Genomic DNA, 13,920 nt, shown 5'->3' on the forward strand with positions numbered 1-13,920 from the left:
GGGGAGAGAACGGGCTTTATAACCAGCCAGATGAGGTACAGGATAAGTACCGAGACCCCTGCCCAGATCAGCCCCTCTGTTTTCATCTCCATCCTTTAACACACCTCAAGAGGGATTGAAAGGGCTCACCTCCCCAAGTAGCGCGGGTCGAGGTACATGTAGCCGAAGGTCCCGATCGAATAGCTTGAAACGGGGGACTGGAGCACCTTGATCTCGGCGGATCTAACCCCCATGAGCCTTTCGAGCTCCGCCAGGGCGGTCTTGAAGTTCCCTGTTCTGTCAACGAGCGTCCCGTTCACGTTAACCGCGAACCAAGTCAGGCCGTTCGCGTACTTCCTGGTCTCGTTCACAGTCATGTTGCGCCCCATGCTCACCGCCTGCAGGAAGGCGTTGAAGTACGTGTTTATCATGTTCGAGATTATCTGCCTCTCGTCTGGGGTCAGCGCCCTCCACTCGGCGCCCATGTCTTTGTGCTTTCCAGTTTTGAAGACGGTGACGTTTATGCCGTTCATCGCGTAGTTCTTGGCGTAGTTGTAGTGCACGTAGAGGACACCTATGCTCCCAACCTCCGCGAGGGGATCCGCCACTATCTCATCGCTGCCGACGGCTATGTAGTAGCCGCCCGATGCGGCCAGACCGCCCGTGTAGGCAACGACGGGCTTGAGGGCCTTTAGCGTTACCACTTCGTTGTAGATATCGCGGACCGCTCCAACGTCCCCTCCAGGGCTCTCGATCCAGAGGAGAACCCCGCCGATTGAGCCGTCCTTGGCTACCTTCTCAAGGGTCGGGACCACGCTAAGGGCCGTTTCTTCATCGATGATCCCGAATATCGGAACGACGGCTATGGTCGTGTTGGAAGCGTTCACACGCTTTCTCTCCATTTCAACTGCCCTGATCGCTGCTTCGAGCTCGGCTACCCTCGCCTTCAGGAAGGTGTCGTTGGTCGAGTTCACCGTGATGACGAAGTGGGTTCCGTTGCAGGGCTGGTAAACTGGGGTCTGAACCTGAAGGTAGAGGAGGGCGGTGCTCATAACGAAGACGCTGAGAACCAGTGCTAACATGAAGGATAAGTACTTCCACACGTCGTTCTTCATGGTCTCACTCCAAGGTGATATCTATGCCACCTCTTTTAAATTTGCCCACCGGGAGGTTTAAATCTTCTACGTCGTACTTAGCTGGGGGAAGACCATGCAGGTTTGGTACCGCTCGCGGGCCCTTTACGACACGGTGATGAGGCTCCTGAAATCAGGAAGGTATCAGGAGGCCCTCGGGATAGCCCAGGGTATCCCGGACGACAGGGTTAGGGCGATGGCCCTTTCAAAGATAGCCCTTAGACTGGCCGAGAGGGGAAAAGACTACTCCGAAGTACTGGAGAGCGCCATAAACGCCGCAAGCGACCTGACCGGGAACGACGGGACGAAGATACTGATGGGCATGGCCTTTGACTTCCTCCGCCTCGGAAGGGAGGAGGAGGCCCTCAGGGTGGCAGACTACATAACCGACCTTTCGAGCCGCTCCAAGATACAGGCTGAGGTGGCGCTGAAGCTCGCACGGGATGGCAAAACGGCGGAGGCCATGAGGATCATAGAGGACATAATGGACGAGGACGTAAAAACGTGGGCGATGTCAAGGATGGCCACGACGGTTTGAGCTTTTTCTGATTAAAGTCGCTGCATTACCTTTATTTTTTGAGCCGTTTCCATCCACAATCTTTTTAGCCCCAGTTTTTTCAGGGGGAGGGGTGGAACGATGAACGTCGCGGAGATCTTAGGACTCGCGGGGATGCTCCTGCTCGTGGGCTCATGGGTTCCCCAGACCTGGGAGACACTAAAAAGGAGGAAGTGCCCCCTGAACCTTGAGTTCATACTCATCTACTTCATCGCCTCCTCCCTTCTGACGGTTTACGCCTACTACCTGCGGGACTGGATCTTCATAACCCTCAACGGCCTCGCCGCTTTCCAGAGTGGTGTCAACCTCTACGTAAAGCTCGTTCACGGCTGAGGGGAAGGAACGGAAGAGTTAAATAGGTGTGCCCCCCGGTTTCTTAAGGGAAATCCAATGAAGAAGTTCCCGGTTTACATCGCTTCTTGGGACGATATAGAGAAGTGGGCCAAGGAGGGGGCCTGGAAGGTTATCGATGAAGGATGGAAGCCAGATGTCATCGTGGGGCTCGCCAGAGGCGGCTGGGTCGCCGCAAGGCTCTACTGCGACTACCTCGGGGTCAAAGACCTGATAAGCGTCAAGGTGGAGCACTGGGGCATCACTGCAACGCCCGATGGAAAGGCCAGGATCAGGTACGGCAGCAACTACGATCTGAGCGGAAAGAAGGCCCTGGTCGTTGACGACATAAGCGATACCGGGGAGAGCCTGACCCTCGCCAAGAACTACGTCGAGGAGAAGGGGCCGGCCGAAGTTCGGACTGCCACGCTGCTGACCATCAAGGGCTCCCGCTTCAGGCCGGATTACTACGGGGAGGAGATCGACTGGGCCTGGATAGTCTTCCCCTGGAACTTCGTTGAGGACGTCATAAACCTCGTCGGCAACATACTCGATGAGAGGGAAGCCGTCAGCACCGACGAGATCATAGAGCTGTTCAGAGAGCTCCACGGAACAGACGTGCCCAAGGGCCGGCTTGAGGAAGCCCTCGCCATGGCAGAGCACAGGAAGGTTTTTAAGTTCAGGGAGGGGAAGTGGCGCAGGGCCTGAGGGAGTGGTAGCTTGAACAGAAAAGAGAAGGTAGAGGAGATAAAGAACCACAGCGTCTACGCCAACGAGATATACGAGATGCACAGCGAGAGCATAGACGAGGTCATCGACAACTACGAGTCCCTCAAGGAGAACTACCTGAACGATCATTCGAGGGCCAGGATAGTGAGGATCGTCTTCAACGAGGACAACGGCCTTCCCCTGGCCATAGAGTTCAACAGAAAGGACGATTCCTTCAAGGGGTTCACGATAGCTATCGGGAAGCCCCACATCAAAAGCAACGATGGAGGCGAAGGGGACGAAGCCAAGGAAGGCTCCGGCTGAGTTCTTTACAGCTCCCTTCTGCGGCCTTCGACACATTTTAAAGCCTCACATGGAATTTTAATCCGGTGGTAGTATGAAAAGGCTCGCACTCCTCCTACTCATCCTCGCCGGTCTGCTGCTTTCCTCCCAGCAGGTGGGCTCGACTGGAACCGGCCCCCTCGTCGTGACCACTGTCTCGCCCCTCGCCTCGATAGTCGGGGAGGCCTTCCCCGATGTGAGGGTTATCTACCTCATCCCCCCGAGCGCCGATCCCCACGAGTACCAGCTGACGGCCGAGCAGGTTACCCTACTCAAGGAAGCCAGCGTTATAGTCACCACCGGCGGCCATCTGCCGATTGAGGCGAGGATCAAGGAGCTCAGTGATGAGGGACAGCTGAAGGGGAGGGCCCTCTTCTTGGACGACTACAAAAAACAGGGCTTCAGGTACCTGAAGGAAAGGTGGTACGGAGGAAAGGACAACCCCCACGGTGTCTGGCTCGATCCAACTAACGCCATAGCAATCGCGGGAGCGACTGAAAGGGCTCTTCAGGAGGTGGACCCGGCCGACGCCGCTCTGTACAGAAAGGATTTCGAGGTCTTCAAGGAAAAGGTTGGGGCGATAGAGGAGGCCCTCAGGGATTCCGTGCCGGAGAACTCGACGGCGGTCATAGACATGCCCCCCGTTCAGTACGCAGTAGCGTGGCTTGGAGTAAAACCGATCGCGGCGATAAAACCCGAGGAGGAGGTTCCAGCCCTGCCGGTGGACGAGCTCGTTGGAAAAGCCAAAGAAAGCGACCTCATAGTCTACAACCTCCAGGGATCGTCACAGCTGAAGAACGCGGCCTCGGAGCTGGCCTCCAAGAGCGGCAGACCTTTAGCAGGGGTGGTCGTCTTCTGGGGGAACGAGCCCTACACGAAGGTGCTCCTGAAGAACAGCATCTCGATCATAAAGGCATTCTCCGGTGGTAGGAAAATAGTAAAGGTGGAGGCGGGCAAGTCCCCGCTCCCCTACGCCATCTCAGCGCTCTTCGCGGGTCTGTCCCTCGGCATGGCCCTCGGGTACATACTCCGGAGGTAATCACTCCCTCTTGTAGGGTATTCCGTCCCACTTCGGGGCCCGCGCCCTTCCTATTATGCCGGCGACGACGAGCAGGGTCACGAGGTAGGGCAGCGTAGCTATGAACTGCCAGGGTATGGTCCCGGCCAGCCATGGGTTGTTCTGAATGTATATGGCAAGATTGTCGAAGAAGCCGAATATCAGACCCCCAACGAGGGACAGTATGGGGTCCCAGCCGCTGAACACCATGTTGGCGAGGGCTATGAAGCCCCTTCCAGCCGCTATCGTCTTCGTCACGGTGCCAAGCCAGTCAACGCTGAGGTACGCCCCCGCGATCCCGCTCAGGGCTGAGGCTATGAGAACCGCGGTGAAGCGGTAGAGTTCGACGTTCACACCGAGGGCGTCGGCCGCCTCCGGGTTTTCACCGACTGCCCTTATCCTCAGGCCGAAGGGCGTCTTGAAGAGAACCCACCAGGCTATGAAGGCCACCGCTATGGTTATTACCACCATCGGGCTCAGAGAGTTTCCAAAGGCGTCCATCCAGAGGGGCTTTATCTGGGCGTTTGGAGCCACCTGGTGCTGGCCGGCGGTTCCCCAGTACGCGAGTATCCCAAAGGCAACGCCGCCGTAGCCTATGAGGTTTATGCCTATGCCCGGGATGACGTGGTCTCCTTTAAGGTAGACAGTTATCACGCCGTGGACGATCCCTATTGCGATGCCGGTTAAAGCTCCCCCCAAGAGACCTACCCAGCCGTTGTGGGCGAGTTCAGCTGTTATAGTCCCAAAGAAGGCCGAGAGCATCAGTATGCCCTCGTAGCCGATGTTGACCACGCCGGCACGCTCGCTTATGGCCGCGCCCACACTCGTCAGGACTATCGGAACCATGGCCGCGAGCGAACCTAAGGTGAGGCCGAGTATCATGCCCGTGTTCATACCCTCCCCCTCCTGAACATCCTGTTGATCAGGTCGAGGAGCCCAGGGATCGCGACTGCGACGATGATTATGCCCTCTATAACCTTGACCATCTCAAGGGGAACGCCCGCCTGTTGCATCTTCGTAGCTCCGGCACCGAGGGCTCCAAAGAGTATGCCGGAGAAGATAATGCCTATCGGGTGATCCCTTCCAACGAGGGACACGCCTATCCCATCGAAACCGTAGCCGTAGACGTTTGCGAGCCCCTGGCTGATGGCGTAGCTCGGTGGAACTCCCATCACCTGAACGGCCCCGGCGAGACCCGCCGTCATGCCGCCGATGACAAATGACCATATGGCCGCGGCCTTCGGGTTTATGCCCCCGTACTCGGCCGCGCGGGGGTTGTAGCCGTTCGCCCTCATCTCGTATCCGAGCTTCGTGTGCCACATAATCACGTAAACAACGATGGCCGTGAGCACTGCAACCACAAAGCCCCAGGAGAGCGTGGTGTTCCGCATGAGGAGCGGCAGCCTCGCAGAAGGTGGTATAGCGACGGTCCTGTTGGCGTTGCTTGGGCTGACGAAGACGCTGAGGGCCAGCCATACTGCGAGGTAAAAGGCTATCCAGTTGAGCATTATCGTGGAGATGACCTCGTGCACACCGCGGTACACCTTGAGCAGGGCCGCCGGAAGCGCCCACAGGGCCCCCACCAGTATCCCGGCTATTATGCCGCTCAGGGGGTTCGGGATGGCCTGGCTGATCCCCACGGCCGCTATTGCCCCGAAGTAGACGGTTCCCTCGGCACCGATGTTGAAAAGGCCTGTCCTGGAGCCAACGGCGAAGGTAAGCGCAGTGAGTATCAGGGGCGTTGATTGACTTAAAGTTTGGGCGAAGTTCGTTAAACTGCTGACTGAACCGACGACGAGCGCTTTATAGGCGGCTATTGCGTCGTATCCGCTCGCCCAGAGGACTATCGCCCCGACGAGCACTCCTATGAGTATTGCAAGGACACTTTCGGTGAAGGGCTTCAGATAGCCCCTAAGGGACTGGGAGAGGTTCATTGGCTCACACCCCCCATCATGAGGCCTATCTGCTCCTCCGTGACCTCATCGGGCTTCACAACTCCCATGAACTGGCCTTCGTACATTATGGCCATCCTGTCGCTGAGCTGGAGAACCTCGTCGAGGTCCGCTGAGACCAGGAGAACGGCCTTGTCCTCGTCCCTCAGCTTCACAAGGTAGTTCCGTATGTACTCGGTCGAGGCTACATCCACTCCCCTCGTCGGCTGGGCCGCTATGATGAACTCCGGCCTTTTGCTGACCTCCCTCGCGACGATGAGCTTCTGCTGGTTCCCGCCGCTCAGGCTCTTTACCGGGCGCCTCGTGCCGGGAGCGACTATCTCAAACTCGTCTATCAGCTCCTTTGCGTGCCCCTCGACCTTTCCCCAGTCTATCAGCCTCCAGCCGTTTGAGAACTCCCTCCTCCAGTACATTCCGAGGATAGCGTTCTCCATGACGCTCATTTCAAGGATTAGTCCCATGTGGGTTCTGTCCTCAGGTATGTGGGCTATTCCCATGTCGTAGAGCTCCCTCGGCTTCTTCCCGGTTATGTCCTTCCCCATCAGGTAGACCCTTCCCTTCTCCACATCCCTCAAACCCGCTATGGCCTCAATGAGTTCGCTCTGCCCGTTGCCCTCGACGCCAGCTATGCCGAAGATCTCACCCGCCTTTACCTCAAAGGAGAGGCCCCTTACAGCGTCCTCCCCCCTGTCCCCCTTTACCCACAGGTCCTCGACCCTGAAAACAGTCTTCCCGGGCTTGTGGGGCTTCTTCTGTATCCTCAGCACGACGTCCCTGCCCACCATCATCCTCGCGAGGAGCTGGGGGGTTGCATCGCTCGTGTTGACCGTTCCTATGACCTTGCCCTTCCTTATAACGGTCACCCTGTCCGTTATCTCCATGACCTCGTTGAGCTTGTGGCTGATGAATATTATCGTCTTGCCCTGGGCCTTCAGCTTCCTAAGGACGTCAAAGAGCTCCTTCACCTCGATGGGGGTGAGAACTGCAGTTGGCTCGTCTAAGATTAGAACGTCGACGTTTCGGTAGAGCATTTTCAGTATCTCTATCCTCTGCTGGATTCCAACGGGGAGGTTTTCAACCGGAACGTCAAGCGGAACCTGGAAGTTCAGCTCGTCCATGAGGGTTTGGAGCTTCTTCTTAGCGTTTTTAACGTCTATCTTTGAGAAGAGCCCATGACCCTCTTTTCCGAGGATTATGTTCTCTAAGGCGGTGAAAACCTCAACGAGCGTGAAGTGCTGGTGCACCATCCCAATGCCCCTCGCTATGGCATCGGCCGGGCTTTTGAAGTGAACCTCGCTCCCCTGGAAAAATATCTTTCCAGCGGTCGGTTTCAGCATTCCGAACAGGATTTTCATAAGGGTCGTTTTTCCGGCGCCGTTCTCGCCGAGAAGGCCGAATATCTCGCCCTTGTAAACCTTTATGGTGACCCCGTTGAGGGCCCTCGTCCCATCGGAGTAGACCTTCACTATGTCCCTCATCTCAAGCACTGGAGTCCTCTCTTCCATGCCCTCACCTCCGGAAGAAATAGTTTAAAGAAAAGAGAGGGGTCACTTCTTGTGGTTCTTGAAGTAGTTCAGGCCCCAGTAGGCTCCGAAGCGGTAACCACCCTCGAACTTGTAGAGAACCGGTATCTCCATGCCTAAAACGATGCCTATCGTGTCCTTGCCGTCGTTGAGGGCTATGAGTGAAGCCAGGGCACCTGCCAGCGCTGAACCCTCGTTCTCCTTGAAGAGGACCATCTGGACGTTGTGGGGCATGTTCGGGTCGTAGCCGTCTATGAGGACGAAGCGCTGCTTCGGGTACTCCTGGGCAACCTTCTTGACGGCGTCGGTCATCATGAAGCCGACTGCGATTATGATATCGTACTTACCGCTCTTGGCGAGCGTCTGGAGGTTGGGGTAGTAGTCGTTCGGGCTGTTGCTCTGGAGTTGGGTGAGCTTCAGGCCGAAGTCCTTAACGGCCCTCTCCGCGCCCATGTAGGCCATGTCGTTGAAGCTCAGGTCTCCCCTTCCACCGACGTCAAAGACTATCGCTATCTCCTTCGTGTTCTGCCTCTCGTTGAGGCTCTGGTTGAAGTACGTCTGCGGCTCGGGGTTGCTCTTGGCCCACTCCCTTCCGAGCTTCTCCATAGCGCTGAGGTTCTTGGCGTTCCTGATCTGGGTTATCTCGTCTTTGTTTATGGCCATCGGAACGACTATCTTACCGCTCACTATGTCCTGCTGGAGCTGGTCAACGGCCTTCCATATCCAGTCCGGAACCTGCTGCCTCGTCTTGTTGAGGAACTGGATGAGCTGATCCTCGCTCTGGAAACCGAGCTCTTTGAGCTTCTTCTGCCTCACGTCCGCCGGGAGGGAGTCAAACATTGCCTTGACATCCTGGAGGCTGCTCAGCTTTACACCGTTCTCCTTCAGACCGAGCTCAACGACACCGCCCTTGAACTTGTTCTCCTCTGCCTGCTTTACCGCGTTGTAGACACCGACGTCAACGCGCTTCATCATGCTCGCTATTATAACGCCGGGCTTGATCCAGTCCTGGGCTGAGTCAACGCCTATCGCAAAGGGCGGGCCCATCTTCTTCTTGTTGGCCTTTAAGTAGTCGGAAACAGCCTCAAAGACGCCCAGCCCGGTTCCGCCGGCGACCTGGTAGACAACCCATGCACCCTGCTGGAGCTGCGCCTGGGCGGCCTGCTTGCCCTTTGCGGGGTCGCTGAATGACCCGGTGTAGGTGTAGAGGATTTTAATCTGGTTCACCGTCTTCTTATTGCCGCCGCTGATGCAACCGCTGGCAACGACGCTTACGGCCAAGAGGCCGATCAAAAACAGTGCAAATGCACCTTTCTTCATGGGAACACCTCTGAGATTTTTCAGGACATTTTGAATGAACGGGTAATATATATTTTGTGGTGCCGAAGGGGGTGAAAAATTTTAAGTGGGGCGCGGGAATAGCCGGTGGGTGTCCTCCATGAAGCTCACAGACCTCCTCAACGTGGAGCGGGCCAACATCCTGATGTCAGGAAATCCCCTGAGGCTTGCCCGGGCCTTTTTGGCTGCGTGGTCTAATGGTGGCAGGAGGATAATAATGGAGGAGCCTCCCTTCCCAGTGGGTGGATTCGACGGCGACGTCTTCATAGGAGACCCCCTCTCAGTCAGGGGCTTTGACGTTTACGTCTTCTTCAACCCGATATCCCGGAGGAGGGAGGAACTCTACCCCCTCTTAGAGGAGAGACCGGGGGTTGTCCTTCTGTACGAGGAGAGGTACGTGGGGGCCTCTATAAGCAGATACCGTATAAGGAAGTTCCTCGACTACATCGTGGCTTACAGGAGGGAGACCGTCGAAATGGAGACGGTGCTTCTCGGGAGGCTCAGGGACGGGAAGATCGAGGAGTCGAAGGTTCTCGTCAGGAGGGTTTAAGTTTAATCCGATATCCATAAATACGTTGAGGGAGTGCTTCAGGCGGTGGTGTGGATGTTTGGAAAGCTAAGGGAGAAGCTCAAGGACTTCGTTAAAAAGGTCGAGGAGAACGTGGAAGAGGAGGAGAAGAAGGCCGAGGAGAAGCAGAAAAGGGGCATCCTTGAGAGGCTCCTTCAGGTTGAGATAAAGGAGAGGGACGTTGAGAAGGCCCTCGATGATCTCGAACTTGAGCTCTTGGAGGCGGACGTCGCGCTCGAAGTTGTTGACGAGCTCCGGGAGAGGATAAAGGAGAAGCTCGTGGGGCGGAAGGTAAGGGTGGGCACCGATAAGGCGAAGATCATCGAAGAGGCCGTGAAAGAGGCCGTCCTCGAAATCCTGACTCCAGAGAGGAGGATAGACCTCATAGAGATGATAAAGCGGAAAGAGGAGAAGCCCTTCGTTATAGCCTTCGTGGGTTTCAACGGGAGCGGAAAGACGACGACGATAGCAAAGCTCGCCCACTGGTTGAGGAAGAACGGACTCTCAGCGGTGATAGCGGCGAGCGACACTTTCCGGGCTGGGGCCATAGAGCAGCTTGAGGAGCACGCGAGACGCGTGGGGGTCAGGGTTATAAAACACTCCTACGGGGCCGATCCAGCGGCAGTGGCATACGACGCGATCCAGCACGCGAAAGCAAGGAAGATAGACGTTGTTTTGATAGACACCGCCGGAAGAAACGAGCTCAACAGGAACCTCATGGACGAGATGAAGAAGATAGTCCGCGTTACCAAGCCCGACCTGGTTATCTTCGTCGGCGACAGCCTCGCCGGCAACTCGATAGTGGATCAGGCGAGGCAGTTCAACGAGGCCGTTAGAATAGACGGGGTAATCCTGACGAAGCTCGACGCTGACTCAAGGGGAGGGGCGGCCCTCAGCATAAGCCACGCGATAGGGGCCCCAATACTCTTCGTCGGCGTCGGTCAGGGCTACGACGACCTGAGGCCCTTCGACGAGAACTGGTTTGTGGAACTTATCTTCGGGGGCGAATAAGCCCCCGATTTAGATCACAGACCTGTCAGGCACTCTATGAGGCCCTTCCTGTTCGGTATCCTCGAAAACTTGTCCGGGTCTTTGACCTTCAGGAGTATCGGCACGTCCCCGAAGAGTTTGAGGACCTTCCCGAAGGGAATCTCCCCCTCACCGGGCAGGAGGTGCAGGTCGCCAACGCCGTAGGCCAAAGCGTCCTCGGGCTCAACCTGAGGGAAGAGCTTGCCGAAGTTGTCGTGCACCATGAGGATTATCGTCTTGTCGGTTCCGAGTTTGACGTCTTCGAGGAGCTTGTTGTCGTCTCCCTGGGCGCTCAGGAAGGCGTGGGCAACATCGAGGGCGAAGCCGACGTTGTCCCTGTCAACGTTGTCCACAACGTAGAGCGTGTCCTTAACGCTGTACGTGTTCTCAAGCGCTATCTTTATGTCGAAGGGCTTCAGCATGTCTGCGAGCTGCTGGATGGCCTCTATCTCAAGATCCAGCCTCCCCGTCTTCCCGCTCTGCATTACTATGACCTTCGCCCCGAGTTTTATGGCGACGTCAGCGGTGGCCTTGGCAACGCGGAAGTGCCTCGTGTGGTAGATGTGATCGCGGAGGTTCATGGAAGTGGGCATCCTGAGTATGTAGTCTATCCCAACCCCCCTGAGGGTGTTCTCGATGTTTCTGAGCTTCTTCTCCATCACCTGCCCGTTGACTATGAGGCCGAGGGAGTGCGGGAATATTGAAACGAAGTCGTAGTCCTTTATCTTGACGTCCGCCAGTATCGAGGCGAGGGTCTTGTCCTTTGTTATGAACTGAGGGTACACCGTGACCCCTATCTCCATACCCTTCACCTTGATTAATGCACGCCCGCTTAGTATAAAAATCTGGTGGAGGAAAGGTTATAACCCCAGCGGGCTACGGACTACGGTGGTGGTATGAAAGGTCGGATATTAATCTTCGCACTCATTGTAGGCTTCCTGATCATCTTCCCGGCAGTTTCAGCTTCGGACTGGAAGTTCGACAAGTCGAGCGTCCACTTCTATATGTACGGCCTCGCCACCTGCCCCCACTGCAGGCACATGAAGGAGCTTATCCCAGCGGAGTACGGCTACGGCAGCTTCACTTACTACGAGCTCCTGAACAACAAGCACAACGACGCCCTCTTCCGAAACCTCTCCAGCTTAACCGGCATAACGGGTGTTCCAGCCATAGGTATAGTCTACAACGGAACGCTCGTTGCGGTTATCGAGGGGGAGTACAACGTCTCGGCGACCCCGGAGATAGTGAAGGCGGCCCTCAAGAACAACGGCACACTGCTATTCGTGGGCGGGAGAACCTACATTCTGCCCCACAACAGCACGGAATCCATGAAGGTCTATCGGGAGCTCTACTACATCTTTGTGAAGGCCGGGGAGCCAACAACGCTCACGACGAGCACTTCAAGCTCATCAACTCCTTCCCCTTCGGGCGGCTCCTCATCGGCCCCCTCGAGTAGCAAGAATAAAGGCATCTGTGGGCCGGCGGCGGTAGTTGGACTGGCTGCAGTTCCGCTCCTCCTCAGGAGAAGAAGGTGACCTTTTGTCTTTTCGCTTGTTTATTTTGTTCCAGCAAACTTTATTTGCCGAACCCCCAATTTTTCCTGGGTGGAAATCATGGGACTGCTCGAAGACAAGGCACTCGTTGAGGCTGCGCTGTTCGTTTCTGGGAGGCCGCTGAGTTTAAAGGAGCTATCAAAGGCCTTAGGAATAAAATCCCTCGACTACCTTGAAAAGCTCATAGAGCTCATAGCAGCAGAGTACACGGAGAGGAAGAGCGCGATAGAAGTCGTTCGAGTTTTAGGGGATAAGTACGTCATGCAGGTCAAGCAGGAGTACAGCCAGAGGGTCATTCACCTGATGCCCAGGCCGGACTTAAGAACCGGTGAGCTCAAGACGCTCGCACTTATAGCGTACCTCCAGCCGATAGAGCAGAGCAAGGTTGTAAAGCTCCGCGGGAGCCAGGCCTACGAGCACGTGAAGAGGCTGCTCGATATGGGACTGATCTACGCGGAGCCCTACGAGAGGACGAAGCTCCTTGGAACGACCCAGAAGTTCGCCGAACTGTACGGCTTTCCAGAGAACGATCCGGCGGTGATAAAGGAGGCCTTCAGGAAGGTCGTGCACGCCGAGTACTCAGATATAATCGCCAAGCTCGAAGGTAAGGAACCTGAAATTGAAAAGGAAGGAGAGGAATCTTCTTAGACTTTAACGTCCTTCGCCACCGATTTTTCCGACATCAAAACGAATTCACCCCCCTATCTACCCACGGGGTGAGAAGAGAAAAGTTTAAATACGGAGGTTGTGATTACCATTTAGGTGAGTTTTATGGCCGTGCTTACGAAGGAGCAGATCCTGAGGCTCATCCGGTCGAAGACCGGGATGGGTGAGAAGGAGCTGGAGAAGAGGGTCAGGGACATAATGCGCCGGGAAGGGATTGGAGAGCACGCGGCGGCCCTCCTTCTCGCGGAGGAGTTGGGAATAAGCATTGAAGGGGAGGAAGAGCCCCTCCACATAGCCGACCTCGTCCCGGGGATGAGCAGGGTCAACGTTGTGGGCAGAATCCTGAGGAAGTACCCGCCAAGGGAGTACACGAGGAAGGACGGGGGAAGGGGCGTCGTCGCGAACCTCATAATCTACGACGCGACCGGAAAGGCGAGGCTCGTCCTCTGGGACTCCCAGGTCGGGAAGTACTTCAACGAGCTCAAGCCCGGTGACGTTGTGAAGGTCATAGACCCCTCGGTGAGGGAAGGGAGAAACGGTGTGGAGCTCCACGTGAACTTCAGGAGCAGGCTGATAGCAAACCCCACCGACGACCCGCGCGTCAGCGAAATACCCCCCCTTGAGGAGGTCAGGAGCTATTCTTACAGGAGAACGAAGATACGCGATCTCCAGGGCGGCGAGAGGTTCGTCGAGCTCAGGGGCACCGTGGCCAAGGTCTACCGCGTCACAGTCTACAACGCCTGCCCCGAGTGCAGGAGGAAGGTGGACTACGACCCGAGCAGCGGCGCGTGGATATGCCCCGAGCACGGGGAGGTAACCCCTGTGAAGATAACTATCGTTGACTTCGGCCTCGACGACGGCTCAGGGTACATCAGGGTGACCCTCTTCGGGGACGACGCAGCTAACCTCCTCGGGGTCGAACCGGACGAAATCGAGGAGAAGATCAAATCCTACACGGAGGAGGGCCTGACACCGAAGGAGGCCAGCAGAAAGCTCGCGGAGGAGGAGTTCTACAGGCTTCTCGGAAGGGAGATACTCGTCAGGGGAAACGTCATCGAGGACAAGTTCTTCGGCACGGTGCTCAGGGCATCCTCCTGGGATGACGTCGACCCGCACAGGGAAATCGGAATGATCAGGGGTGAACTGAAGGCCATCCTCAGGAAGTTTGAGGCTGGGGGGATGTGAG

16 protein-coding genes are annotated in these 13,920 nt (G+C 56.4%); 10 read left to right on the top strand and 6 right to left on the bottom strand.

The annotated features are described in order from the left end of the window. Nucleotides 1–125 precede the first annotated feature (125 nt). Entirely contained in the window at nt 126–1,094 is a 969-nt protein-coding gene (gene sppA, locus MVB78_RS06040; protein ID WP_297489276.1) for a signal peptide peptidase SppA, read from the bottom strand. A gap of 94 nt (nt 1,095–1,188) precedes the next feature. Between sppA and MVB78_RS06045 the strand changes: the two genes are divergently transcribed. The 5 genes from MVB78_RS06045 (at nt 1,189) to MVB78_RS06065 (ending at nt 4,087) form a co-directional block, all read left to right on the top strand. Beyond that, nucleotides 1,189–1,650: a hypothetical protein gene (locus tag MVB78_RS06045; protein ID WP_297489279.1), complete on the top strand. Its 462-nt coding sequence runs from the start codon at nt 1,189–1,191 to the stop codon at nt 1,648–1,650. Nucleotides 1,651–1,749: 99 nt separating this feature from the next. Beyond that, entirely contained in the window at nt 1,750–2,001 is a 252-nt protein-coding gene (locus MVB78_RS06050; RefSeq protein ID WP_297489282.1) for a PQ-loop domain-containing transporter, read from the top strand. Nucleotides 2,002–2,058: 57 nt separating this feature from the next. Beyond that, nucleotides 2,059–2,706 (top strand): phosphoribosyltransferase, encoded by a 648-nt coding sequence (locus MVB78_RS06055; RefSeq protein ID WP_297489286.1) that lies wholly within the window; start codon nt 2,059–2,061, stop codon nt 2,704–2,706. Between the two features lie 12 nt (nt 2,707–2,718). Further along, complete coding sequence (locus tag MVB78_RS06060; protein ID WP_297489289.1) at nt 2,719–3,030, top strand: hypothetical protein; 312 nt, start codon at nt 2,719–2,721, stop codon at nt 3,028–3,030. A gap of 73 nt (nt 3,031–3,103) precedes the next feature. Further along, nucleotides 3,104–4,087, top strand: a complete 984-nt coding sequence (locus tag MVB78_RS06065; protein ID WP_297489292.1) for a zinc ABC transporter substrate-binding protein — start codon at nt 3,104–3,106, stop codon at nt 4,085–4,087. On the opposite strand, the gene MVB78_RS06070 is transcribed toward MVB78_RS06065, so the two are convergent. From MVB78_RS06070 to MVB78_RS11320, 4 genes are read right to left on the bottom strand one after another with little or no spacing between them, the layout of a single operon-like run. Continuing rightward, the gene (locus MVB78_RS06070) at nt 4,088–4,999 is read right to left on the bottom strand and encodes an ABC transporter permease (protein WP_297489295.1); all 912 of its coding nucleotides are present in this window, start codon (nt 4,997–4,999) and stop codon (nt 4,088–4,090) included. Continuing rightward, the gene (locus MVB78_RS06075) at nt 4,996–6,039 is read right to left on the bottom strand and encodes an ABC transporter permease (protein ID WP_297489298.1); all 1,044 of its coding nucleotides are present in this window, start codon (nt 6,037–6,039) and stop codon (nt 4,996–4,998) included. Before MVB78_RS06075 ends, MVB78_RS06070 begins: the two co-directional genes overlap by 4 nt. Beyond that, entirely contained in the window at nt 6,036–7,562 is a 1,527-nt protein-coding gene (locus MVB78_RS06080) for an ABC transporter ATP-binding protein (RefSeq protein WP_297489301.1), read from the bottom strand. Before MVB78_RS06080 ends, MVB78_RS06075 begins: the two co-directional genes overlap by 4 nt. A 42-nt stretch (nt 7,563–7,604) precedes the next feature. After that, nucleotides 7,605–8,900 (bottom strand): BMP family ABC transporter substrate-binding protein, encoded by a 1,296-nt coding sequence (locus tag MVB78_RS11320; protein WP_366940154.1) that lies wholly within the window; start codon nt 8,898–8,900, stop codon nt 7,605–7,607. A gap of 118 nt (nt 8,901–9,018) precedes the next feature. On the opposite strand from MVB78_RS11320, the gene MVB78_RS06095 reads away from it, so the two are divergent. Both MVB78_RS06095 and ftsY read left to right on the top strand, forming a co-directional pair. Continuing rightward, nucleotides 9,019–9,468 (top strand): hypothetical protein, encoded by a 450-nt coding sequence (locus MVB78_RS06095; protein WP_297489466.1) that lies wholly within the window; start codon nt 9,019–9,021, stop codon nt 9,466–9,468. A gap of 54 nt (nt 9,469–9,522) precedes the next feature. Continuing rightward, nucleotides 9,523–10,497 (top strand): signal recognition particle-docking protein FtsY, encoded by a 975-nt coding sequence (ftsY, locus tag MVB78_RS06100; RefSeq protein WP_297489305.1) that lies wholly within the window; start codon nt 9,523–9,525, stop codon nt 10,495–10,497. Between the two features lie 14 nt (nt 10,498–10,511). On the opposite strand, the gene MVB78_RS06105 is transcribed toward ftsY, so the two are convergent. Then, nucleotides 10,512–11,318: a sugar phosphate isomerase/epimerase gene (locus MVB78_RS06105; RefSeq protein WP_297489468.1), complete on the bottom strand. Its 807-nt coding sequence runs from the start codon at nt 11,316–11,318 to the stop codon at nt 10,512–10,514. 93 nt (nt 11,319–11,411) lie between these two features. Between MVB78_RS06105 and MVB78_RS06110 the strand changes: the two genes are divergently transcribed. The 3 genes from MVB78_RS06110 to MVB78_RS06120 all read left to right on the top strand — a co-directional run bounded on the left by MVB78_RS06110 (nt 11,412) and on the right by MVB78_RS06120 (nt 13,919). Next, nucleotides 11,412–12,050, top strand: a complete 639-nt coding sequence (locus MVB78_RS06110) for a CGP-CTERM sorting domain-containing protein (protein ID WP_297489308.1) — start codon at nt 11,412–11,414, stop codon at nt 12,048–12,050. Nucleotides 12,051–12,128: 78 nt separating this feature from the next. Next, nucleotides 12,129–12,716, top strand: coding sequence for an SMC-Scp complex subunit ScpB (scpB, locus tag MVB78_RS06115; protein ID WP_297489472.1), 588 nt, complete (start codon nt 12,129–12,131; stop codon nt 12,714–12,716). 123 nt (nt 12,717–12,839) lie between these two features. Beyond that, complete coding sequence (locus MVB78_RS06120; RefSeq protein WP_297489475.1) at nt 12,840–13,919, top strand: OB-fold nucleic acid binding domain-containing protein; 1,080 nt, start codon at nt 12,840–12,842, stop codon at nt 13,917–13,919. Nucleotide 13,920: the final 1 nt, after the last annotated feature.

Origin of the sequence: Thermococcus sp. (assembly GCF_026991495.1) — an archaeon.
GTDB lineage: Archaea > Methanobacteriota_B > Thermococci > Thermococcales > Thermococcaceae > Thermococcus.